Raw genomic sequence first — 21,942 nt, forward strand, 5'->3', positions numbered from 1 at the left:
GCCCGTGCCGCCCTTGCCGCCCGGGTCATAGGCCGCCCGGCGCGGGTTCGCCCGTACGGATGAGCCTGTACGGACCGTTTAGCTCGCCAGGATGAGGGCAAAAGCGGGGGCCGCCATGGAGCAAGGCGGGCCGTTCGTGCGTTCAAGACCGTACGCGGCGGACCACCGGCGCCTCGAGCGGCGTCTGGCTCTTCGAGGATGGCCCGGAGAGGAACCGCGTGTGGATCTGGAATGAGGGGTGGGCCGTGTTGTTGCGCTGCCGACGGGCCGTTCCGGCCCTGCTGCTGATCGTTGGGCTGTGGAGCGGCGCGATGCCGGGAACCGGCGCCGGGGCGCAGGCCGCCGAGCGGCGCGTCGCGCTGGTGCTCGGCAACGCGCAGTACCAGCAGGGCGGAACCGTTCCGACGGTGGCCGCCAACGCGAACGCCGTGGCCGATGCCCTGCGCCGCGCCGGCTTCGAGGTGACCGTCGCCCGCAACCTCGACCATCGCGGCACCGTGGCGGCCCTGAACCGCTTCCAGGAATCCTTGGACGGCGCCGAACTCGGCTTTCTCTATTATTCCGGTTTGGCGCTTAGCCTGTCGGGCAAGGGCTACCTGATTCCGGTCGACGCGAAGCTCGCCAAGGAAGGCGACATCGCCTTCGACACGCTGGACCTCGACCGCATCCTCCAGGACGTGAACGCCACCGGGCGCAAGAGCGTGGTGGTGCTCGATCCCGTCGCCGCCAACCCGCTGGCCGACAAGCTGGCCGCCTCGATGGGCCCGAGCAACCGGTCGGTCCGCCCGGTCCTGGACGAGCCGGTGACGCTCGACCGGATGTTCGTCGTCTACTCCCACCGCCCTGGGGTGGCGCCGAGGGCGGTGTCCGGGGACAAGCCCGGCCCCTTCGCCGGCGCGCTCGCGGAGCGCATGCTCCAACCGGGGGCCAACTTCCACGAGATCCTCGGCGAAACGGCCCGCATCGTCATGGAGCGGACCGGCGGTCAGCAGCATCCCTGGCTGCGCGACCGTCTGGAGGGCGAACTGGTTCTGGTGCCGGCCGACGCCGATCCGGCCGCCCTTGCCGCCGCCTCGCCGGAGGAAGGCACTGCCGCCCCGGCGCGGCCGGAGATCCAGCTTGACCCCATGGACGAGCCCATGCGGGTGACGCGGGACACCAACCTGCGTTCCGGTCCGGACACCAGCTACTCCGTGCTGCGCGTCATGCGAGGCGGACATGAGGTCACCGCCACCGGACGGGTGAGGGGTGCCGATTGGCTGCGCGTGGAGCACCGGGGAACGACCGGCTACGCCACCGCGGCCAACCTCGCCCCGCCGGCACCACCCGCCGCTCCTCCTTCCGCCGAGGAGGTTCCGGTCGCCCAGGCGCCGACGAGGCCCGAGGAGCCCGAGGCCCAGGCGCCCGCCGCGGAGGCGCGGCCGGCGACCGCGCCGGGGGTTTACACGGTCCTGCGGGAGACGACGATGTTCGCGCTGCCGGTGCTGGGCGCGCGCGGCCTGCGCATGCTGGACCCCGGCATGATGGTGACGGTGGTGGAGTCCGTGCCGGAGGGCAACTGGCTGCGCATCCGCGACCGTTTCGGGACGGAGGGCTTCGTCACCGCCGCGGCCCTCTCCTCCTATTGGGACGAGGCGCCGTCACCGTCCGGCGCGCCGTCCTTCCCGGTGGCGCGCAACGACCTTCCGCCGGACGCGCTCCAGGGCGCGCTGTCCGGCTCCAGCAGCTCGGTCGAGGTCGCCGCGCTGCCGGACGGCAGCGACGCCATGCTACCGGCCACCGGGGCCGCCCCGCTGACCCTCGCGCCGCCGGTCCAGCAGGCGGTCGCCTCCGCCCGCGACGCCGCCGCCCGCGCGGCGTCCGGCCCGAGCAGCGCCGCCGGCATCGCCCGCCAGGCGCAGACCCGCGCCCGGCAGGCGCAGGCCGAGGCGCGCCGCGCCGCCGACGAGGCCCAGCGCGGCGGGTCGCAGAACAGCGTCCACCGTTTCCCGAACGGGGACGTCTATGCGGGAGGCTGGGCCGTCGTGGACGGGAACAGCAGCCGCGGCTATCTCGCGAAGAACGGAGTCGGCGTCTACCGCTTCGCCAACGGGCAGGTCTATGAGGGCGAGTGGCGCAACGACACCATGACCGGCAACGGCGTGCTGGCCTTCGGCAACGGGGACCGCTACGAGGGCGGCTTCCAGGGCGGCCTGCCGCAGGGCAACGGCGTCTATCACTTCGCCAACGGCGTGACCTACGCCGGCGAGATCAAGCGCGGCCGGGTTGAGGGTTACGGGGAGCTGACCTTCACCAACGGCGACCGCTACGCCGGGATGGTCGTGGACCGGCTGCCCAGCGGCTACGGGGAGCTGATCCAGCGCGGCGGAAGCCGGCACGCCGGCCAGTTCCGCCGGGGCACCCAGGACGGCCCGGGTGCCCTGGTCACCGCCGAGGGCGGCATGCAGGGCGGCCACTGGTACGGGGCGACGATGCTGCGCCCCTGACGTCTAAAGAAGGGTCACCGCTCAGCGCGGGCTTGAGCGTTGCAGGAGGCGCATGGCGCCCCTCCGCCCGCCGGCCCGGTGCAATGCGCGGCGGCCATTCCATATCATCTCGTCGGGAAAGCCGGGCGCGCTTGGCAGCGGATCCGCTGCCGGGCGGCTGTCCCCGCGCATTCCGCCGCTTTTCAGGCGACCTTCAGGGACGAGACGATGACCGCATCCGATATCAAGTTGTTCCAGCCTTTCACCCTGGGCGGCGTCGAGCTGCCGAACCGGATCGTCGTGGGGCCGATGTGCCAGTACAGCGCCGTGAACGGCGTGCCGAACGACTGGCACATGGTTCATCTCGGCCAGTTCGCGTTGGGCGGGGCCGGGCTGACCCTGGTCGAGGCGACCGGCGTGAACGCGGAAGGCCGCATCACCCCGCATGATACCGGCCTCTGGAACGACGAGCAGGAAAAGGCCTTCGCCCGCATCGTCGCGTTCCACAAGGAGAACGGCGTCGGCTCGATCGGCATCCAGCTCGCCCATGCCGGGCGCAAGGCCGCAACACGGGCACCCTGGGTCGGCGGCGGGCCGGCCTCGGTGGAGGAAGGCGCCTGGCCCACGGTGTCGGCCTCGGCCGTGCCCTTCGCCGACGGGTACGGCACCCCGTCGGCACTCGACGCGGAGGGGCTCGCCCGCACGCGCGAAGACTTCGCCGAGGCCACCCGGCGCGCCGTCCGCGCCGGCTTCGCGGTGATCGAGATGCACGCCGCGCACGGCTACCTGATGCACCAGTTCCTCTCCCCGCTGTCGAACCGGCGCGAGGACCGATATGGCGGCAGCCTGGAAAACCGGATGCGCTATCCGCTGGAGGTGTTCGAGGCGATGCGCGCCGCCGCACCGGCCTCCGTTCCGGTCGGGGTGCGGCTGTCGGCCACGGACTTCGCCGAGGGCGGCTGGTCGGTGGAGGAGGCGATCGCCTTCTCCCGCGAGCTGGAGGCGCGGGGTGCGGCCTACATCCACGTGTCGGGCGGCGGCCTCGTCCCGCACGCGCGCATTCCCATAGCGCCCGGTTATCAGGTCGGCTTCGCGCGGCGCATCCGAGCCGCCGTCTCGATCCCCGTGATCACCGTCGGACTGCTGACCAACCCGGCGGACGCGGAGCGTGTGCTCCAGGAAGGGGCCGCCGACCTCGTGGCCCTGGCCCGCAAGTTCCTGGAGGACCCGCGCTGGCCTCAGCGCGCCGCCCGCGAACTGGGCGTCGAGGTGCCGCTGCCCAAACAGTACGGCTACGCCATCTCCCCGCGCTGGCAGGAGAGCGCCCAGGCCCAGTGGGGCGAAGCGGCGGAGTGATGCTGGAGAGAGGGTGCCGGTCACCGGCACCCGGCTTGTCTTTTGTCCCTCCCACGCCGGGCGCGGAAGTCCTGACCACAGGTCAGGACTTCATGAAAGTCGTATCAGAACACCGCCCGCAGGAAGCCCAGCGTACGCTCCCTGGCGATCCGCGCGCTCTCCGCGTCATAGCTGCCGCGTTCGTCGCAGTTGAACCCGTGGCCGGCCGGGTAGATGTGACAGGGGACGGACGGATGGCGGGCGCGCACGCCTTCCGCCACCGACAGCGGGATCGCGTGGTCCTTCTCGCCGAAATGCAGCAGGGTCGGGCAGCCCGGCGCCTCATCCAGATGCTGGCCGATGCCGCCGCCGTAATAGCCGATGGCGGCGCGTGGGCGCAGCGCCGACGCCGCCCGCCAGGCTAGCGAGCCGCCCCAGCAATAACCCATCACCGCCGCCTCGCCGGCCCCGCCCAGCGCATCCAGGGCGGCGGCGATGTCGAGAAGGGCCTGTTCGTCGGGGATCGCCTGCTTCAGCGCGATGCCCCGCTTCACGCCGTCGTCGCCGTAGCCCAGCTCGAGCTTGCGCTCGACGCGGTCGAACAGCGCGGGCGCGATGACCCGGAAGCCCTCGGCGGCGTAGGCGTCGCACACCCCGCGGATGTGGCTGTTGACCCCGAAGATCTCCTGCACGATCACCAGCGCGCCGCGCGCGCCCTCCCGCGGGCCGGTCTGGTAGGCGGCGAGCCCGTGACCGTCCGTCGCGGTCAGTTCGAGCCAGTCGCCGGCGGACTGTCCTGCCATGGTCATCTCCCGATGTCTGCTATAGTGGGCTGCTGTAGGGGCTTTCTTGGGCCGGCAGCCTCCATCCTTGCGGGCCGGCGCGCAACCCTCCATTCGGTCAGGCCTGCTGACGCACGGGGCGGGTTGGCGCGGTCGTTGCGCTGGGGTTAAATGCCGCACCCGATTCCAAGTGCATGAAGGCTTGCCGCCATGAGCAGCGCTTTTTCCGTAGATCCCGTCCTCCAGGAAGTGGACAGCCGCTTCGAGGAGTCGGTCTCCCGCCTGTGCGAGCTGCTGCGCATCCCGAGCGTCAGCACCGACCCGGCCTACGCCAAGGACGTGCGCCGCGCCGCCGACTGGCTGGTGGGCGAGCTGAGCGCGCTCGGCTTCACCGCCTCGGTGCGGGAGACGGGGACGCAGCCGGCCGTCGTCGCCCATCACCCCGGCCCCGGCGGGGACGACGTCCCGCACGTGCTCTATTACGGCCATTTCGACGTCCAGCCGGCCGAGCCGCTGGAGCTGTGGAACAGCCCGCCCTTCGAGCCGGCCATCGTCGAGGCCGAGCATGGCCGCCGGATCGTGGCGCGCGGCGCCGTGGACGACAAGGGCCAGGTCATGACCTTCCTGGAGGCCTTCCGCGCCTGGCACGCCGTCCACGGCACGCTCCCGATCCGCGTGACCGTCCTGCTGGAGGGCGAGGAGGAGACGGGCAGCCCGAGCCTGCTGTCCTTCCTGAAGGCCAACGCCGACGAGCTGAAGGCCGATGTCTGCGTTATCACCGACACCAACAGCTGGAACATCGACACGCCGGCCATCACCACCCGGCTGCGCGGCCTGCTCTACGCCGAGGTGACCCTGCACGGCCCCAGCCACGACCTGCATTCAGGCCTGTTCGGCGGGGCGGTGCTGAACCCGATCAACGCGCTGACCCGCATCCTCGGCCAGCTCCACGACGATCAGGGACGCGTCCAGATCCCCGGCTTCTACGACGACGTGGCCGAGGCCACGGCGGAGGAGAAGGCCATGTGGGAGACGCTGGGCTTCGACGAGGCCGCCTTCCTTGCCGGCGTCGGGCTGAAGACCCCGACCGGCGAGGCCGGGCGCAGCGCGCCGGAGCGGCTGTGGGTGCGGCCAACCTGCGACATCAACGGCATCTGGGGCGGCTACACTGGCGCCGGCGCCAAGACCGTCATCGCCGCCAAGGCCTCGGCCAAGCTGTCCTGCCGCCTCGTGCCGGCCCAGGACCCGCAGAAGGTCCTGGCCGGGCTCAAGGCCTTCCTCGACGCGCACACCCCGCCCGACGCCCGCTGGGAGATCCAGACCTTCGGCGCCTCCCCCGGCATCCAGGTGCCGACCGACAGCCCCTACCTGCGCGCCGCGCTGGACGGGCTGGGCGAGGTCTACACCAACAAGCCGGTGCTGATCGGCATGGGCGGCTCGATCCCCGTCGGCGGCTACATCCGCGAGGCGCTGGGCTTCGATTCCATCTTCGTCGGCTTCGGGCTGGAGGACGACCGCATCCACTCCCCCAACGAGAAGTTCGAACTGAAGTGCCTCCACAACGGCATCCGCTCCCACGCCGCCATCCTGGCGCGCTTCGCGGCGCTGAAGGGGTGATGGGGCGACGCTGAGCGCAACGCCGTCCGGTCGGGCCGAGGCTTGGCCGGACGGCGAGTTCCATAACGGCCAGCCCTCGATGGATCCCGGCCCATCCACGCGTTCCGTGACGGAGCCGCCCGAAATCCGAATATGGGGTATCGCGCGGCGGAAGCCGTGAACTCCGCCTCTGCCTCCTGTTTGCCTTGGCAATGCCGCCGGAAGGGGCCTCCGTACGGAGCCCTTTGTGGGAAATCCAGCGCGCGGCGGCGCCAACAACGACCAGGAGTCCCAACCATGGCCGATTACGAGAACCGCCGGAGGAACGAATTCCGAGACTGGCGGGACCGGGACCGCCGGTCCGGCGAGGGCGGCAGCCCCCGGTATCAGCAGCATGAAGGGTACGACGAGCGCGAACCGGGCGACCGCATGCGCGGGCAGGATCCCGGCTTCTCCTACGGCGGCTACGGCGCCTTCACCGAAGGCTACGGGCGTGGCGATTACGGGCGTGGCGCCTATGACCGCGAGGACGAGCGCGGCGGGCAGGATGCCGGCGGGCGGCGCATGGCGGACTGGCAGGGCGGCCACCAGGGCCGGGACCGTGGCGACCAGGATTTCTGGCGCGCTGGCCGCGACATGGATTATGGCCAGGATTTCGGCGGCTATGCCGGACGCACCGGGTCCAGCGGAGTGGGCGGCCGGGGCGGGGCCGGATACGGCCGGGAGGAGCGCATGGGCCGGGATTACGGCTCGCGTGAATACGGCAACCGCGACTTCGCCAATCGTGGCTACGGCAGCCGGGATCGTGACGAGCGCGGCTATGGCGACCGCTCGCACGGCGCGAGGGCCTATGACAGCCGTTCCCATGAGAACCGCGGCTATGAGGGCCGTTTCGAGGAGGGCCGTGGCTTTGACGGCGGCCGGAACGACCAGCGCTACGGCGACCACCGTTTCGGCGAGGAACGGGTGTTCGGCCGTTCGCGCGGCGAGGGCCGGACGGGCGGATTCGGCGAGGGGGACCGGTCCGGGCGCGGGTGGGAGCAAGGCCGGTCCCACGACAGGGATGACCGTCATCACCAAGGCCGCCATCACGAAGGCCGCCATCGTGAGGATCGCGGTTCCGAGTCCCGCGGTTCCGGCCAGGGCCGCGGCTGGCTCGAACGGGCCGGCAACGAGGTCGCCTCCTGGTTCGGGCTCGACGATGCCGGCCAGTACCGCCGGGAGGACGAGCGCCGCGCCGCCCAGCATCGCGGGCGCGGGCCGCGCGGCTACAGCCGGTCGGACGAGCGCATCCGGGAGGATGTCAGCGACCGGCTCGCCGATGATGCCTATGTGGATGCGTCCGACATCGATATCACGGTGTCCGGGGGTGAGGTCACGCTGACCGGCACCGTCGATCACCGCATGGTCAAGCGCCGGGCGGAAGACATCGCGGAATCGGTGCCCGGCGTCCGCCATGTGCAGAACAACCTGCGTGTGGGCGGTCAGGAGAACCGTCAGCAGGGAGGCTCCGCCGGGACGGGCGCGGGCGCATCGGCGATGGCCGGTATGACGGGGGCCGGCACGACGGGCGGCACGCAGGGCAGCGCGTCCGGTGGCGCTGCATCTGGCGCCACCTCGGCCGGCAGCACGACGGGCAGCGGCAGCGTCAGCGGGGGCGGCATGAACATCGCCGCACTGGGGCTGGGCGACGTGTCCGGAAGCAGGACGACCGACCAGTCCTGACGGCGGCAGGCGGGGCGGAACGGCGATCCGCCGCCCGCCCCGTCCCGTGTACGGTCAGTGGCGCGGCGTGTCCGGCCGCCGGGTCAGGAGCTGTTGGGCCGCCCGCTCCGCCTGGTCGACGTAGCGGAAGACGCGGCGGTCCAGATCCCGGAAGGTCCAGTCCGACGCGAAGAAGGTGTAGCCGCCCCGCTCGGCGACCACGATGCCGGCGGTGCGTCCCTGGACTTCGATGGCGAAGGCGTTCGACTGGCTCATGGCAAAACTCCCCCGGCCGCGGCATCCGGGCGCGGGTTTTCAAAAAACGGGTTGTCGCTGTTCTGGGATCGGCCGCTTGCCATCTTCCTGGGGCGGCGTCCTTCCCTTGGCGTGCGGCGCCTTTCTACTTCGACGGCGGCCGGCGGAACAAGGTAGGTTTGCGGAAGATTGCGTGAATTGAAAATGACGAACGCATGACGGACTGAGGCCGGTCTTGGAATCGCTGGACGCGGCATGAAAAAGGCCACCCGGCGGCGTGCCGCCCGGTGGCCTTTTTTGCTATCGTCGGACGGCGTCCGGCGGATGTCGTGGCTCAGATCTCGTTGCCGGGGCCGCCGGTCCGCGCCCGGCCCTTTTCATGGCTGTCCGGGTCCCAGTCATGCCCATAGGGCTTGCCGTCCGGATCGGTCGCCGGGATGTGGCGACCTTCCTTCTGCGCCTGGAGCCGTTCGGAGATCCCGGTCCGCACATCGTCGGACTGGGACCGGTCGCCGTTCCGGCGGGCGACGCTTTCGTCTATGCCCGTGTCGCGCACGCCCGGCGTGCGGCCGGGGCGCTGCGGTTCCTTGTGGGTTTCGTTCGCCATGGAAGGCTCCTCATGTCCGTCTTCGCAACGGCAACCGGCATGGCCGCCGTGGAGTTCCCGGAACGGAGCCTTCGAAGAACGGATGGGGGAGCGCAGGGCCGCTCAGAACACCATCTTGGAGAGCTGGAAGATGACCAGCCAGGGAGCCACCGTGGCCACGGCCCAGACCGCCACGCGCGGAAGGCCCCGCAGCTTGCGTTCCATGATCTCCAGCGGCTCGGGCGCCAGCGTGCGGAGGAACACCGGAGGATGGATCGTGGGAATGCCGTGGGTCATGGGGCTCTGCCGCGAGGGGATCTGCCGCATCGGATGCGTGGCGGCAGAATGCGGCCCCATTGGTTAACGGCTGCTGAATGACAAGCCTTCCGGATCGGACAAGAAGGGTCTAGCCCTTACGGAGTAAGGCTCCCGGCCCGAAAGCGGTGCGGATAGGCCGCACCGCACCGAGTTGTGCACAGCGGCATGAGCCGGGGCCTTGACTCGTGCCGTGTTGCCATTGTGTTTCATCGGCATTGCACAACGCCCGAAAGGGCAGGAGTTCCGCGCTTTTCGGCCCCTCGGTGTGTGCCCGAAATTTAGGCAAATCCGTCGATCAGTTGCATTTGCCCCACCCCTAACAGGTTGCTCTCTGATTCGCCCACAGAGTTACCCACAGACTCTGGGGATATCCGCAAAGAGGGGTGGGGCAGGGGGCTTCCCGGCGGGCCGGACCGTCGGGTGCCGTGGGAAATCAGGCTTTCCGGACACCCTCCTGCCCGCCTGAGGACAGCATCAGCCGGCCGCCCTCGACCTTCAGGACGGTGAGGAGGGCCAGCACCCCGAAGGCCACGAAGCCCAGCGTCAGCGGGTGGGTCGTGCCGTCGAAGGCCTGCCCGACGACCCAGCCGAAGAAGGCCCCGGCGGCCGTCGTGTAGAAGCCGATGAAGGAGGATGCCATGCCCGCCACCTCGCCCAGCGGCTCCATGGCGAGCGCGTTGAAATTCGGCGCGATCAGGCCGAAGCAGTAGAACTGCGCGGCCAGGAACAGCACCAGCACCCAGAGCGGCGGGTCCTGGACGAAGCCGATGCCGGCCAGCAGGGCGCCCGCCAGCACATAGGCGAGCAGCGCCATGTGCGACACCCGACGCATCCCGATGCGGCCGACCAGCCGCGCGTTGGTGAGCGAGGCGGCGGCCATCGCCAGCGCGATCCCGCCGAACACCACCGGGAACAGGGCTCCCAGCCCGTACACGTCCACGAAGACCTGCTGCGCGCTGCCGATGTAGCCCATCAGCCCGCCGAACATGAATCCCATGGCGATGGTGTAGCCGATCGCCTGGCGGGTGGTGGCGACCTTGCCGAAGGCCGAGGCGAGTGCCGGCCCGGAAAGCGGGGTGCGCTTCTCCCTGGGCCGTGTCTCCGGCAGGCGCAGGGCGGCCCAGGCGAGTGCCGCCACCGCCGCCAGGAACAGGAAGGCGAAGATCCAGGGCCAGGATCCGACATGGACGATGCCCTCGCCCACCAGCGGGGCCAGCACCGGCACGATGATGAACACCATCATCACGAAGGACATGACCCGCGCCATGTCGCGCCCGGCGAAGCGGTCGCGCACGATGGCGATGGCGACGACGCGGGGGGCGGCGGCGCCCAGCCCCTGCAGGGCGCGCGCGGTCAGAAGCCATTCGTAGCTCGGCGCCAGCGTCGCCGCCAGCGAGCCCAGCGTGAAGAGCAGCAGGCCGGCGATCAGCACCGGCTTGCGCCCGAACCGGTCCGACAGCGGCCCGTGGAAGGGCTGCCCCGCCGCGAACCCGGCGAGGTAGGCGGTGACGAGCAGCTGGCGCTGGTTCGGCTCGGCCACCGCGTAGCTCTGCGCGATGTCCGGCAGTGCCACCAGCATGATGTCGATGGACAGCGCCGTGATTCCCATCAGCAGGGCCATCAGCGCGACGAATTCGGCGAAGCCGATGGGGCTTGCCGCCGGGGCGGGGGATCGGGTGTTCTGCATGGGCCGAAATTGGTCCGGTCCCGTGACGGCGGCAAGCCGAAGCTGCGCCGCCCTGACATGCGCGCCGCCGGGCACTGCGGCGCAAGAGGCACCGCGCAGGACGGATTTCCGCGCGCCGCATGGGTCCCCGCGTCTGTAAGACCGTGACGGCGGCATGGAATGTGGTATCAATCCGCCCAGCGGATCAGCCGAGGAGAGTGTTTTGCCCGCCGACACCCGCGCCCTTGGCGCGCCGGGAGACGACAACCTGGTGCTCGCCTTGCCCAAGGGCCGCATCCTGAAGGAGCTGCGGCCGCTGCTGAAGCATGCCGGCATCGAGCCGGAGGCCGCCTTCGACGACGAGAACAGCCGGCTCCTGCGCTTCGCGACCAACGTCCCGAATCTGAGCATCATCCGGGTGCGCTCCTTCGACGTGGCCACCTTCGTCGCCTTCGGCGCGGCGCATCTCGGCGTCGCCGGCAACGACGTGCTGATGGAATTCGACTATCCGGAGATCTATGCCCCGCTCGACCTGGGCATCGGCAAGTGCCGCCTGTCGGTCGCCGAGCCGGTCGAGATGGGCGAGACCGACGATCCGTCGCGCTGGAGCCACGTCCGCGTCGCCACCAAATACCCGGAGGTGACCAGGCGCCATTTCGCCGCGCGGGGCGTGCAGGCGGAATGCGTGAAGCTGAACGGCGCCATGGAGCTGGCGCCGACGCTGGGCCTGTGCCGCCGCATCGTCGATCTCGTCTCCACCGGCTCGACCCTGAAGGCCAACGGGCTGGTCGAGGTGGAGCACATCGCCGACGTGACCTCGCGCCTCATCGTGAACCGGGCCGCCTTCAAGACGCGGCCCGAGGAAATTTCCCTCTGGATCGACCGTTTCCGGGAGGCCGTGAATGCCCGTCAGGCTTGATGTCCAGGACCCCCGCTTCGAACAGGCGTTCGACCGGCTTCTCCACTCCAAGCGGGAGGTCAGCGAGGACGTCCAGGCGCTGGTCGCCGAGGTTCTGTCCAACGTGCGGCTGCGCGGGGACGAGGCGCTGATCGAGTACACAGCCCGCTGGGACCGCCAGACCCTGACCGCGGACACGCTGCGCATCCGGGACGAGGAGGTCGAGGCGGCTCTGGCGAAATGCCCCGCCGACCAGCTCGCCGCCTTGAACCTCGCCGCCGAGCGGATCGAGGACTTCCACCGCCGCCAGGTGCCGGACGTGATGGATTACCGCGACGCCCAGGGCGTGCGGCTCGGCGCGCGCTGGACGGCGGTCGGCGCCGCGGGCCTCTATGTGCCCGGCGGCACGGCGGCCTATCCCAGCTCGGTGCTGATGAACGCGATGCCGGCCAAGGTGGCCGGGGTCGAGCGGATCGTCATGGTCGTGCCCACCCCCGACGGGGCGATCAACCCGCTGGTGCTGGCGGCCGCCCGGCGCGCCGGCATCACCGAGATCTACCGCGTCGGCGGCGCGCAGGCGGTCGCGGCACTCGCCTACGGCACGGCGACGATCCGGCCCGTGGACAAGATCGTCGGCCCCGGCAACGCCTTCGTCGCCGCGGCCAAGCGGCAGGTCTACGGCACGGTCGGCATCGACAGCATCGCCGGCCCGTCGGAGATCCTGGTTGTCGCCGACCGGAACAACGACCCGTCCTGGATCGCCATCGACCTGCTGAGCCAGGCGGAACACGACAGCTCGGCCCAGTCGATCCTGATCACCGACGACGCCGGCTTCGCCGACGCCGTGTCGGCCGCCGTGGACAAGCATCTGGAAACGCTTCCCCGCAGCGCGATCGCCGGGGAAAGCTGGCGCGAGCACGGCGCGGTCATCCTGGTCCGCGACCTGATGGCGGACGCCCCGGCGCTGATCGACCGGCTGGCGCCGGAGCATCTGGAACTGGCCGTGGACGATCCCGACGCCCTGGCCGCGCGGGTGCGCAACGCGGGTGCCATCTTCCTCGGCCGCTTCACGCCGGAGGCCATCGGCGATTATGTCGCCGGGCCGAACCATGTGCTGCCGACGGCGCGCAGCGCGCGATTCTCTTCCGGCCTGAACGTCCTGGACTTCATGAAGCGGACGACCTTCGTCGCCTGCGACGTGGAAAGCCTGCGGGCCATCGGCCCGGCCGCCGTGACGCTGGCGCGGGCGGAGGGGCTGGACGCCCATGCCCTGTCGGTCGCCGTCCGCATCGGCGGAGGAGACGCCGCCTGATGAGGAAGGAGTCGCAGCGCATCGTGCATGTCGTCCTGGACGAGAAGACCGTCGTCCGGCGCAAGCCGGAGGTCGAGCACGAGCGCGCCGTGGCGATCTTCGACCTGCTGGAGGACAACGAGTTCTGCCCCTGCGACTTCGCCGATGACGGGCCCTACCATCTGCACCTGTCCATCGAGGACAACCGGCTCGTCTTCGACATCCGGCGGCAGGACGGCAGTCCGCTGGACAAGGTGTCGCTGCCGATCACCGGCTTCCGGTCGGTGGTGCGGGATTATTTCCTGATCTGCGAGAGTTACTACAACGCCATCCGGCGCGCCTCCCCGTCCCAGATCGAGGCCATCGACATGGGACGGCGCGGCCTGCACAACGAAGGGTCGGAGATGCTGCGGGAACGGCTGGCCGGCAAGATCGAAATGGATCTTCAGACCGCGCGCCGGCTGTTCACGCTGCTCTGCGTCCTTCACATCCGCGGCTGACGGGTCCGGCCGGCGCATGTCCCCGGTGATCCAGCCGCTCCCCGTGACGAGCGTGCTCTTCGCCTGCACGCACAACATGATCCGCTCGCCCATGGCGGAGTCGATCATGAAGCATTTCCACGGGCGGACGGTTTATGTGGATTCGGTCGGCGTGCGCGAGGGCGACGAGGTGGACGGCTTCGCCGTCGCGGTGATGGAGGAGATCGGCATCGACCTGACCCGCCACCGCTGCAAGACCTTCGCCGACCTGGAGGACACCAGCTACGACCTGATCATCTCCCTGTCGCCGGAAGCCCAGCACAGAGCCATCGAGATGACCCGCACCATGGCCTGCGAGGTCGAGTTCTGGAACACCTTCGACCCGACCATCATCGACGGCAGCCGCGACGTCATGCTGGACGCCTACCGGCAGGTGCGCGACGGGCTGATGAACCGCATCAAGGAACGCTTCCCGCTGTCGCGCGGGCCGACGGTGTGACGGCGCCGATATGTGACCGCCGTCGCGGGTCGTGTGATTTTAGAGCCCATTAAGCAAATTTAACCTATGCGTGCTACAAAGCACCTTCGTTCGTTCCGCGGTGCCGGCAGGTGACCATGAAGGGTGTGCAGTCCTCGTCCGTTACCGTGCCCCTGCGCAAGCCGGAGCCACCGGCGGCGCCGTCCGGCCCCGGCCCCGGCGCCGCTCCGGGCGGGAACGCGGACGCCTCCGCCTTCCGGGATCTCCTCGCCCAGGCCAGGCCCGTTCCGGTGGGCCGGCTGGAGAACGGTCAGACCGCACCCCCTCCGCCCGCGCGCAAGCCGGAGCCGCCGATGCGGCTCGCCGACGGCACGCTGGTTCCCCTTCCGGGCCGCAAGCCGGCGGCACCGATGCTGCTCGCGGACGGGAGCGAGGTCCCGCTGCCCGGCCGCAAACCGGAGGCTCCCCCCGCCGGCTTGCCCTCCACGCCCGCGCTCGCCGCCCTGAAATCCGACGCTTCCGGCCACGCGGAGCGGCTCGTGCTCGCTTCGCAGCGGGTGGCGGGGCTGTCCGGCCACAGCTACGCGGCGATCCTGGCCCAGGCCTCGCAGGAAAGCGGCCTGAATCCGGCGGCGCGCAACCGCAGCAGTTCGGCGACCGGTGCCTTCCAGTTCCTGGAACGCACCTGGCTGGACCTGTTCCGCCGCCATGGCGCCGCCTACGGCCATGCCGAGCTGGCCGGCCAGATCCAGAGCCGCAACGGCATCCCCTCGGTGAAGGATCCGGCGGTGCGCCGCAAGATCCTGGAACTGCGCCAGGACATCGACGTGTCGGCGGGCATGGCCGCGCGGTATCTGGCGGAAGGGCGCGAGCGGCTGGAGAAGCGGCTGAAGCGGCCGGTGACCGAGACGGAAAGCCGCATCGCCTATGTGATGGGGGCGGGCGGCGCGGCGAAGCTGATCCGCGCCGCCGAGACGACGCCGGGTGCCAGCGCGGCCTCGCTCCTGCCGGCGGCGGCCAAGTCGAACCACAACCTGTTCCACGACCGCGCGACCGGCCGGGCCTTGAGCGCCGCGGAGACGGTTGCCCGGCTGACCCGCCGGATGGACCAGGACCAGAAGGACATGTTCGCCGCCATCGGCCAGGCGATGCAGCCGAAGCAGACGCTCGACGGCGCGCCGTCGCCGTTCAGCGCCTTCCGCGCGGCCGCACTCGGCGACCGCCTGAATGGGGTTCCGGATGGGATCCTGGACGGGGATGGGGGCGTTACGGCGAACTGAGCCGCGCAGGCGGAGCCGGTTAGGCCCGGAGCCCGTTAGGCCCTTGACCGCGGGGGCGGGGATGGTCAGGTTTCGCCGCGCATGCGCCGTGCGGCGCATCGCGATCATCACCGGCATCCTTGAGAGACCAGACCGCTCATGAACAGTCCCGTGGCGCCTCGCCTCGTGCTGGCGTCGGCTTCGCCGCGCCGGCTCGACCTCCTGCGGCAGATCGGCATCGTGCCGGACGCCGTCGATCCCGCCGACATCGACGAGACGCCCCGCCCCGCCGAACTGCCGAACCTGCACGCGTTGCGTTTGGCGGGGGAGAAGGCCGCCGCCGTCGCGGCGCGGCAGGATGGTGCCTTGGTGCTGGCCGCCGACACGGTGGTCGCCTGCGGCCGGCGCATCCTGCCCAAGGCGGAGACGGAGGCGCAGGCACGCGAGTGCCTGGAGCTGCTGTCGGGCCGCCGCCACCGCGTGTTCGGCGGCATGGTGCTGCTGGTCCCGGGCGCGGCCGGAGAGGCGCCGCGCCGGCTGGAGCGCACCGTGCGCACCGACGTCACCTTCAAGGTGCTGGCGAGGGCGGAGATCGACTCCTACATCGCGTCCGGCGAATGGCAGGGCAAGGCCGGCGGCTACGCCATCCAGGGGCGGGCGGCCGGGCTGATCCGCTACATCGGCGGCTCCTACAGCAACGTCGTCGGGCTGCCGCTGTTCGAGCTGTCCGCGCTGCTGCGCGGCGCCGGCTATCCCCTGCCATGAAGACCCCTGCCATGGGCACGGCGTCCCGGCCGGGCCGGGCCGGTGCCGATACGGAAATCCTGGTCGACCGGGACGGCCCCTTCACCCGCGCCGCCGTGCTGACCGGCGGGCGGCTGACCGACCTGTACATCGACAACGCCGGCCGGCCGTCGCTGCTCGGCTCGGTCTTCCTGGGCCGGGTGGAGCGCATCGCCACGGGGCTGGACGGCGCCTTCATCGATCTGGGCACCGGCAAGTCCGGCCTGCTGATCGCCGGCGACGCGCGCGGGCCGAAGGGCCGGGTGGAGCGGATCGGCACCGTGCTGCGCACGGGCCAGAGCGTGATCGTGCAGGTCAAGGCCGACGCGGTGGGGGCCAAGGGACCGTCCCTCACCATGGACGTGACCCTGCCCGGGCGCGTCTTGGTCCACGCGCCCCTGGGCCACAACGTCGCCGTGTCCAAGCGGCTGGGCAGCGGCCCGGCGCGGGCGGAGTTGGCGCGGCGCGTCCAGGCGGTCACGGTCGGGCAGGGCTGGATCGTGCGGGCGGGCGCCGCCGACGCGTCCGACGATCAACTCGCGGCGGAAGCCGACGCACTGCGGATGACCTGGCGGAAGCTGCACGCCCTTTCCGAGTCCGCCCCAGCGCCCGCGCTGCTGCTGGCCGGTCCCGACGCCACGCGCCGCGCACTGATCGAACATGGCGCCGCGAACCCGGCCCGCATCCTCGTGGACGGCAAGGAGCTGCTCCGCGACCTGGAGGGCTGGTGCGGGGAGAACGCGCCGGACCTCGCCGGCCGCTTGGTCCTGCACGACGGGCCGCCGCGCCTGTTCGACCTGCGCGACCTCGACGCGGAGATCGACCGTCTGCTGGGCACGCGCGTGCCGCTGTCCGCCGGCGGCTCCCTGGTGATCGAGCGCACCGAGGCGCTGACCGTGGTGGACGTCAACGCGGGCGAGCGCGGAAACCCATTGGACGCCAACCTGGAAGCGGCACCCGAGATCGCCCGCCAGCTCCGCCTGCGCAACGTCGGCGGCATCGTCGTGGTGGATTTCGTGAACATGCGCGCGCGGGGCGAATCCGAACGCGTGCTGATGGCCCTGTCGGCGGCGGTGGAGAATGACCCCGCCCAGACCCAAGTATACGGGATGTCCAAGCTGGGGCTCGTCGAGATGACGCGCGCCCGGCGCGGCACGGCGCTGGCCGACCTGCTGGCGCCGGCCGCCGAAGCACCCGAAGCCCACGACGCGAAAATCACGCCATGACCGAAACGACCAAGCACACCCACCCGGCAGGCGCCCGCTGCCCGATCTGCAGCCGCCCCGCCAGCCCCGACCTGCGCCCCTTCTGCTCCAAGCGTTGCGCCGACGTGGACCTGTCGCGCTGGCTGGGCGAGGTCTACCGTGTCGAGACACCGGAGCCCGCCCCCGGCATCGCGCGCCCGGACGAGGAGGATTGACGGGAAGAGCGGGCTCCGCGCGAGCCGTTCCGCCGCCGGAACAGAGCCCGGAATCCGGGCTTTCCGACGGCGGAAAAATTCTGACGGGGCTGACACAAAAAATGCGTTTTCAGGCTGGACAGCCCCCCGGCTTTTGCCTATAAGCACGCCCACACCGCGCTGCACCGGGCGAACCGCCCACCTCCTCCGCAGCGCCGGCGCCCAGGTAGCTCAGTTGGTAGAGCAGGGGACTGAAAATCCCCGTGTCGGCGGTTCGACTCCGTCCCTGGGCACCATTCTCCCTTTTTAAAAATGTTTAGAGCGTAGTGCGCGCAGGTCCCTAGGGATCGCGAAGCGCAGTTTCCCGCCTCCTCTTCGATTGCCGGCTTGGCTGCCTTCTGGAGTTTCTTTGGGCTTCAGCCCGCGTGTGCGGGCCGCGCCCAGCCAAATGGCATGTGAAATCAGCAATTCTTCAAATCGCGTGGTTCATGCCAGCGGGGGCGGCAAGCTGCTGGCGTCGGCGCGGTGCGTTCTTGTTCGTTGTGGCCAGTAATCTCTGAGCCCGTTGGGCGGTGAGCGGCGAAGGCCGGACATTTTTAGTATGAATACCCCAATATGTTATTCGGTAGGGCACAAAAATACTGTATTTGTTGTTCCAGTCCGTGCTGGACCACCGACCACAGAGGTGCCTGTTCCCATGCCGCCGGAAATCCTGATCGTCGAGGATGACGCCGCGGTCCGCCGGACCTTGCGCGCCGTGCTGACGCGGCTCGGCTATGGCGTGCTGGCGCTGGACGACGGTGCGTTCGCGGCGCTAGAGGAACTGCCGGCGGGGATCCGGCTGGCGCTGGTCGATCTCTTTATGCCGCGCATCAGCGGGGCGGCGGCGATTGCCCGGATTCGGCGGGAGGCCGGCGGCGTGCGAGTCATCGCCATGTCCGGCGGCTCGCGCGTCACGGGAGGCGCGCCGGACACGCCGGAGGAGCCCGGCCCCGACCTGTTCCTTCAAAAGCCCTTCGAGATCGAAGAACTGCGTGCGGCCCTGGCCTCGCTCGGGATAGAACCGTCAAAGCTTGGCCGTTAGGCCGTCCATACCCTCCCGCCGGCATGGCCCATGACCGACCCCGCCTTCTTCCGGACCCTCGTCGAGCAGCACCACGGGATCGTCTGCACGGTCGATGCCGAGGGCCGCTGGACCTACCTGAATCCGGCCTGGGAACGCATCACGGGTTACGCCCGGCAAGACAGCCTCGGCCGTCCCTTCTTCGATTTCGTGCTGGAGGAGGATCGGGATGCCTGCCGTCTCCATCTGCATGGGCTGATGCAGGGGGTGAAGGCGACGAGCCGCCATGAAACGCGGTACCGGGCACGGGACGGGCGGATTCTCTGGTTCCAGGTCCACGCGGACCGCCTGTGCGACGAAGTCGGAACGCCTGTCGGCGCCTACGGAACCATGACCGACGTCAGCGAGCGCGTGGCGGCGGAGCAGAACCTGCGCCGCAAGTCCGAGCTTCTGGAACTGGCGCTGGAAAGCACCTCGGACGCACTCTGGGACTGGAGCGCCGACACCGGCGAGCTATGGCTGTCGCCGCGCTGGAAGGAGCAGCTCGGCTACGGGGACGGCGAACTGCCGAACCTGCTGGGCGCCTGCATGGATCTTGTGCTCGAGGAGGACCGGACCCTGGTCCACGACCGCTTCCAGGCCGCCCTGGCCGGGGCGTCGCCGGGGTTCGAGGTCACCGTCCGCATGCGGCACAGGGACGGTTCGATCCGTCACATGCGGGTCCGCGCCCGGGTTCTGGACGACGGCGCGGGGAGGGCGCGCCGGGTCGTCGGCGTCACGGAAGACGTCTCGGAGCAATGGCGCCGCCAGGAAGCCTTGTCGGAGCAGGCGCGCGACCTGCACCGGGCGCACCGGATCGCCCGGATCGGCTGGTGGCGGCTGCGCGCGGGCATGAGCGAGCTGGAATGGTCGCCCGAGAGTTTCGCCATCGCCGGCGCCGACCCCGGGAGCTTCCGGCCGACCATCGGCTGGGTGCTCGACCGGGTCCATCCCGAGGACCGCCCGCTGCTCGTCACGGCGCTGGAAAGGCTCGCCGCGGACGGCAGGCCGCAGGCGGTCGAGTACCGTTTCCGGGACAAGGCCGGCCGGGATCTGGTGATCTGGAGCAACGCCCAGTGCGAGCGCAACGCGCGCGGCGAGGTGATCGCCTTCTTCGGGGTGAGCCAGGACATCACCGAGCGCCGGGAGGTGGAGCAAAGCCTCCGGCGGAAGCGCCGCTTCATCGAGCTTCTTCTGAAGGACGCGGCGCGCGGCATTTCGGCCTTCGACGCGCAGGGGCGCTACACCCTGTGGAACCCGGCCATGCAGGCCATCACCGGCCTGCCCGCGGGCGAGGCCATCGGCCGCACCCCGGCCGAGCTGTTCCCGGACATCGCGGACCACCGGGTTGAGGAGGCGCGCCGCCGCACCTTGGCGGGCGAGGCCGTCAGCCTGCGCGAACAGCCCTATGAAATGCCGAGGACCGGGCGGAAGGGCTTCTTCGACGCCCATTACACCCCGATTCTCGAGGCGGACGGGAGGGTCGGTGGTGGCCTTGCCATCATGATCGATGTGACCGACCGGGTGGAAGCCGAACGCCGGCGCCGCGAGCTGGAGGCGCAGCTCGCCCAACGGCACCGGCTGGAGGCGCTGGGGACGCTGGCCGGCGGCGTGGCGCACGAGGTCAACAACCGCTTGCAGCCGATCCTCGCGCTCAGCGAGCTGCTGCTGATGAACGCCACGCCGGACACGCGCGAGGATCTCGACGACATACGCCGCTCCGCGCTGGCCGCGCGCGACATCGTGCGGCAGGTGCTGGCCTTCAGCGGTGGCCGGCGCCCGGGCTGGAGCGGGTCAGGCTTGAGCGGGCCGGGCCAGAACCTCTCCGCTCCGGCCGGCGCGAATCTCCCCGCCCTGGACCTGTCGGATCTCGTGCGCAAGGTCCTCACCCTGCTCCGTCCGACCCTGCCGCCCTTGGTGCGGCTGGCAAGCCGTCTGGAGCCCGTGCCTCCGCTCGCGGGCGATCCCCTCCAGCTCGAGCAGATGGTCATCAACCTGATCACCAACGCGCTCCACGCGCTGGAGGGGATGCCCGACGGCCGGGTGGAGGTGGAGGTCCGGGCTGACGGGGGCGGGGTGGACCTCGTCGTGTCGGACAACGGCTGCGGCATGGAGGAGGGAGTCCTGGAGCGCGTCTTCGACCCCTTCTTCACGACCAAGGACGTCGGCAAGGGCACCGGGCTCGGCCTGTCGGTGGTGCGGACCATCGTCCAGCTGCACGGCGGCACCATCGGATTCGACACGGCGCCGAACCGGGGATGCCGCGCCCATGTGCGCTTCCCGCTGGCCGCGCCGGGTGCGGGGAGCTGAGAGCCGGCGCCTACTTCACCATCAGGAAACGGAGCTGGAAGGTCGTTCCCCGCTCGGACGGGATCCGCTCGATGGTGCCGCCGATCTGGCGTGCGAGGCCGTTGGTCAGCTGCATTCCCGAGCTGCCCGGACGCGGCGGCCCCATGCCGACCCCGTCGTCGGCGACGGTCAGGCAGCCCTCTCCGACCGCGGGATCGGTGGTGAACTCCACCCGCACCGTCCCCTTGCCGTCCGGAAAGGCGTGCTTGATGGCGTTGGTCACCAGCTCGTTGGTGATCAGGCCCAGCGACACCGCGCGCTCGTGCGACAGTTCGGCGCTGACCAGCGCCGGCCGGATCCGCACATGCTCGCTGCGGTGCTCCAGGTTGCCGCACAGGGCCTGCAGATAGGCCGCGACGTCGATGGTCGGCTGGTCGGGGCGCATGGCGAGCTGGTCGTGGGCCATGCTGATGGCGGAGACCCGGTCCATGACATGGGCGAAGCCCCGGATGGCTTCCGCGTCGCGCTGCTTGCGCTTCTGCATCAGCAGCAGCGCCATGATCATCTGGAAGTCGTTCTTGTCCCGGTGCACGAGTTCGCGCATCAGCGTGCGCTGCTGCTCCGTCTCGCGCAGCATCCGCGCGGCGGCGTCCTCGGACCGGGCTTCGGCGAGCCGGTGCTGGACCGCCATGCCCAGTATGTTGGCCATGGAGGTCAGGAACTTCACGTCGGCGTCGCTGAAGTGCCGCGGCGTCTCGCTGTCCACCTCCAGCACGCCCCACACGGTACCGGCCACCGTGACCGGCACGTTGAGCGCGGACACGATGCCATGGTCCCGGAGGATCGGGGAGTAGCGGAATTCCGGGTCGTTCGGCAGGTCGTCGACGACCGTGGGCAGGCGGGTCATGAGGGTGCGGCCGGACAGTGAGGCGACGTCGGCGCCCAGCGTCACGCTGCCGACGACTCCTGGCTTCCAGCCCACGCCCGCCTCGATCAGCAGGTCGCCGATCGCCGGCCGGTAGCGCATGAGCTTGGCGTGCCCGATGCCGGTGCCGCGGGCGGCCTGGAGACAGGTGAGGTGGCGCAGGCCGGCCAGGTCCTTCGCGTCGCCCGCGAGCCGGCTGAAATCCGTCAGGATGTCCTGGTAGCGCAGCAGGCGGGCGAGCAGCGCGGCGTCCGCGCCCTCCCCGGAGCGCCCCGGATGGCTGTCTTCGGGCGTCATGGTCATGCCGGGCTAAACCTCCGCGCGGGCGCGGT

General features: G+C 70.5%; 20 protein-coding genes and 1 tRNA gene. 15 read left to right on the top strand and 6 right to left on the bottom strand.

Going from position 1 to position 21,942, the window contains the following annotated elements; genetic code table 11:
• Window positions 1-218: 218 nt before the first annotated feature.
• Together JUB11_RS04700 and JUB11_RS04705 are read left to right on the top strand one after the other, a co-directional pair.
• A complete protein-coding gene (locus JUB11_RS04700) occupies window positions 219-2,486 on the top strand; it encodes an SH3 domain-containing protein (protein ID WP_207456589.1) in 2,268 nt (755 codons plus the stop codon).
• 207 nt (window positions 2,487-2,693) lie between these two features.
• On the top strand, window positions 2,694-3,821 hold the full coding sequence (locus JUB11_RS04705) for an NADH:flavin oxidoreductase/NADH oxidase (protein WP_207456591.1): 1,128 nt from the start codon (window positions 2,694-2,696) through the stop codon (window positions 3,819-3,821).
• A 104-nt stretch (window positions 3,822-3,925) separates the two neighbouring features.
• On the opposite strand, the gene JUB11_RS04710 is transcribed toward JUB11_RS04705, so the two are convergent.
• On the bottom strand, window positions 3,926-4,603 hold the full coding sequence (locus JUB11_RS04710; protein ID WP_207456593.1) for a dienelactone hydrolase family protein: 678 nt from the start codon (window positions 4,601-4,603) through the stop codon (window positions 3,926-3,928).
• Between the two features lie 189 nt (window positions 4,604-4,792).
• On the opposite strand from JUB11_RS04710, the gene JUB11_RS04715 reads away from it, so the two are divergent.
• Together JUB11_RS04715 and JUB11_RS32625 are read left to right on the top strand one after the other, a co-directional pair.
• Window positions 4,793-6,199, top strand: a complete 1,407-nt coding sequence (locus JUB11_RS04715; protein ID WP_207456595.1) for a dipeptidase — start codon at window positions 4,793-4,795, stop codon at window positions 6,197-6,199.
• Between the two features lie 276 nt (window positions 6,200-6,475).
• The gene (locus tag JUB11_RS32625; RefSeq protein WP_247886843.1) at window positions 6,476-7,903 is read left to right on the top strand and encodes a BON domain-containing protein; all 1,428 of its coding nucleotides are present in this window, start codon (window positions 6,476-6,478) and stop codon (window positions 7,901-7,903) included.
• A 54-nt stretch (window positions 7,904-7,957) separates the two neighbouring features.
• On the opposite strand, the gene JUB11_RS04725 is transcribed toward JUB11_RS32625, so the two are convergent.
• The 4 genes from JUB11_RS04725 to JUB11_RS04740 form a co-directional block, all read right to left on the bottom strand.
• Window positions 7,958-8,158 carry a hypothetical protein gene (locus JUB11_RS04725; protein WP_207456596.1) on the bottom strand — a complete coding sequence of 67 codons (201 nt, stop codon included), beginning with the start codon at window positions 8,156-8,158 and terminating at the stop codon, window positions 7,958-7,960.
• Window positions 8,159-8,471: 313 nt separating this feature from the next.
• Window positions 8,472-8,744: a hypothetical protein gene (locus JUB11_RS04730; protein WP_207456597.1), complete on the bottom strand. Its 273-nt coding sequence runs from the start codon at window positions 8,742-8,744 to the stop codon at window positions 8,472-8,474.
• A gap of 102 nt (window positions 8,745-8,846) precedes the next feature.
• A complete protein-coding gene (locus JUB11_RS04735) occupies window positions 8,847-9,020 on the bottom strand; it encodes a hypothetical protein (RefSeq protein ID WP_207456894.1) in 174 nt (57 codons plus the stop codon).
• Between the two features lie 454 nt (window positions 9,021-9,474).
• On the bottom strand, window positions 9,475-10,728 hold the full coding sequence (locus JUB11_RS04740; protein ID WP_207456598.1) for a multidrug effflux MFS transporter: 1,254 nt from the start codon (window positions 10,726-10,728) through the stop codon (window positions 9,475-9,477).
• 202 nt (window positions 10,729-10,930) lie between these two features.
• Here JUB11_RS04740 and hisG point away from each other — a divergent pair, with 202 nt between their 5' ends.
• The 11 genes from hisG (at window position 10,931) to JUB11_RS04795 (ending at window position 20,706) form a co-directional block, all read left to right on the top strand.
• Window positions 10,931-11,626, top strand: a complete 696-nt coding sequence (gene hisG, locus JUB11_RS04745) for an ATP phosphoribosyltransferase (protein ID WP_207456600.1) — start codon at window positions 10,931-10,933, stop codon at window positions 11,624-11,626.
• Window positions 11,610-12,917 (top strand): histidinol dehydrogenase, encoded by a 1,308-nt coding sequence (hisD, locus tag JUB11_RS04750; protein ID WP_207456601.1) that lies wholly within the window; start codon window positions 11,610-11,612, stop codon window positions 12,915-12,917. The genes hisG and hisD overlap by 17 nt, the downstream gene beginning before the upstream one ends.
• A complete protein-coding gene (locus JUB11_RS04755; RefSeq protein WP_207456602.1) occupies window positions 12,917-13,396 on the top strand; it encodes a UPF0262 family protein in 480 nt (159 codons plus the stop codon). The genes hisD and JUB11_RS04755 overlap by 1 nt, the downstream gene beginning before the upstream one ends.
• A 16-nt stretch (window positions 13,397-13,412) precedes the next feature.
• A complete protein-coding gene (locus JUB11_RS04760) occupies window positions 13,413-13,874 on the top strand; it encodes a low molecular weight phosphatase family protein (RefSeq protein ID WP_207456605.1) in 462 nt (153 codons plus the stop codon).
• Window positions 13,875-13,990: 116 nt separating this feature from the next.
• A complete protein-coding gene (locus JUB11_RS04765) occupies window positions 13,991-15,133 on the top strand; it encodes a lytic transglycosylase domain-containing protein (RefSeq protein ID WP_207456874.1) in 1,143 nt (380 codons plus the stop codon).
• A 138-nt stretch (window positions 15,134-15,271) separates the two neighbouring features.
• Window positions 15,272-15,877 (top strand): Maf family protein, encoded by a 606-nt coding sequence (locus tag JUB11_RS04770; protein ID WP_207456607.1) that lies wholly within the window; start codon window positions 15,272-15,274, stop codon window positions 15,875-15,877.
• Window positions 15,874-17,121 carry a ribonuclease E/G gene (locus tag JUB11_RS04775; RefSeq protein ID WP_247886844.1) on the top strand — a complete coding sequence of 416 codons (1,248 nt, stop codon included), beginning with the start codon at window positions 15,874-15,876 and terminating at the stop codon, window positions 17,119-17,121. Before JUB11_RS04770 ends, JUB11_RS04775 begins: the two co-directional genes overlap by 4 nt.
• Window positions 17,118-17,315, top strand: coding sequence for a DNA gyrase inhibitor YacG (gene yacG / locus JUB11_RS04780; RefSeq protein ID WP_207456608.1), 198 nt, complete (start codon window positions 17,118-17,120; stop codon window positions 17,313-17,315). The genes JUB11_RS04775 and yacG overlap by 4 nt, the downstream gene beginning before the upstream one ends.
• Window positions 17,316-17,514: 199 nt before the next feature.
• Window positions 17,515-17,590 (top strand) — tRNA-Phe (locus JUB11_RS04785).
• A 401-nt stretch (window positions 17,591-17,991) separates the two neighbouring features.
• The gene (locus JUB11_RS04790) at window positions 17,992-18,378 is read left to right on the top strand and encodes a response regulator (RefSeq protein WP_207456609.1); all 387 of its coding nucleotides are present in this window, start codon (window positions 17,992-17,994) and stop codon (window positions 18,376-18,378) included.
• Window positions 18,379-18,408: 30 nt separating this feature from the next.
• On the top strand, window positions 18,409-20,706 hold the full coding sequence (locus tag JUB11_RS04795) for a PAS domain S-box protein (protein WP_207456610.1): 2,298 nt from the start codon (window positions 18,409-18,411) through the stop codon (window positions 20,704-20,706).
• 10 nt (window positions 20,707-20,716) lie between these two features.
• Here the strand turns inward: JUB11_RS04795 and JUB11_RS04800 are convergent, their stop codons facing one another.
• On the bottom strand, window positions 20,717-21,913 hold the full coding sequence (locus tag JUB11_RS04800) for a histidine kinase dimerization/phosphoacceptor domain -containing protein (RefSeq protein ID WP_207456611.1): 1,197 nt from the start codon (window positions 21,911-21,913) through the stop codon (window positions 20,717-20,719).
• Window positions 21,914-21,942 lie beyond the last annotated feature (29 nt).

The organism is Azospirillum sp. SYSU D00513, from assembly GCF_017356015.1.
Lineage (GTDB): Bacteria > Pseudomonadota > Alphaproteobacteria > Azospirillales > Azospirillaceae > Azospirillum.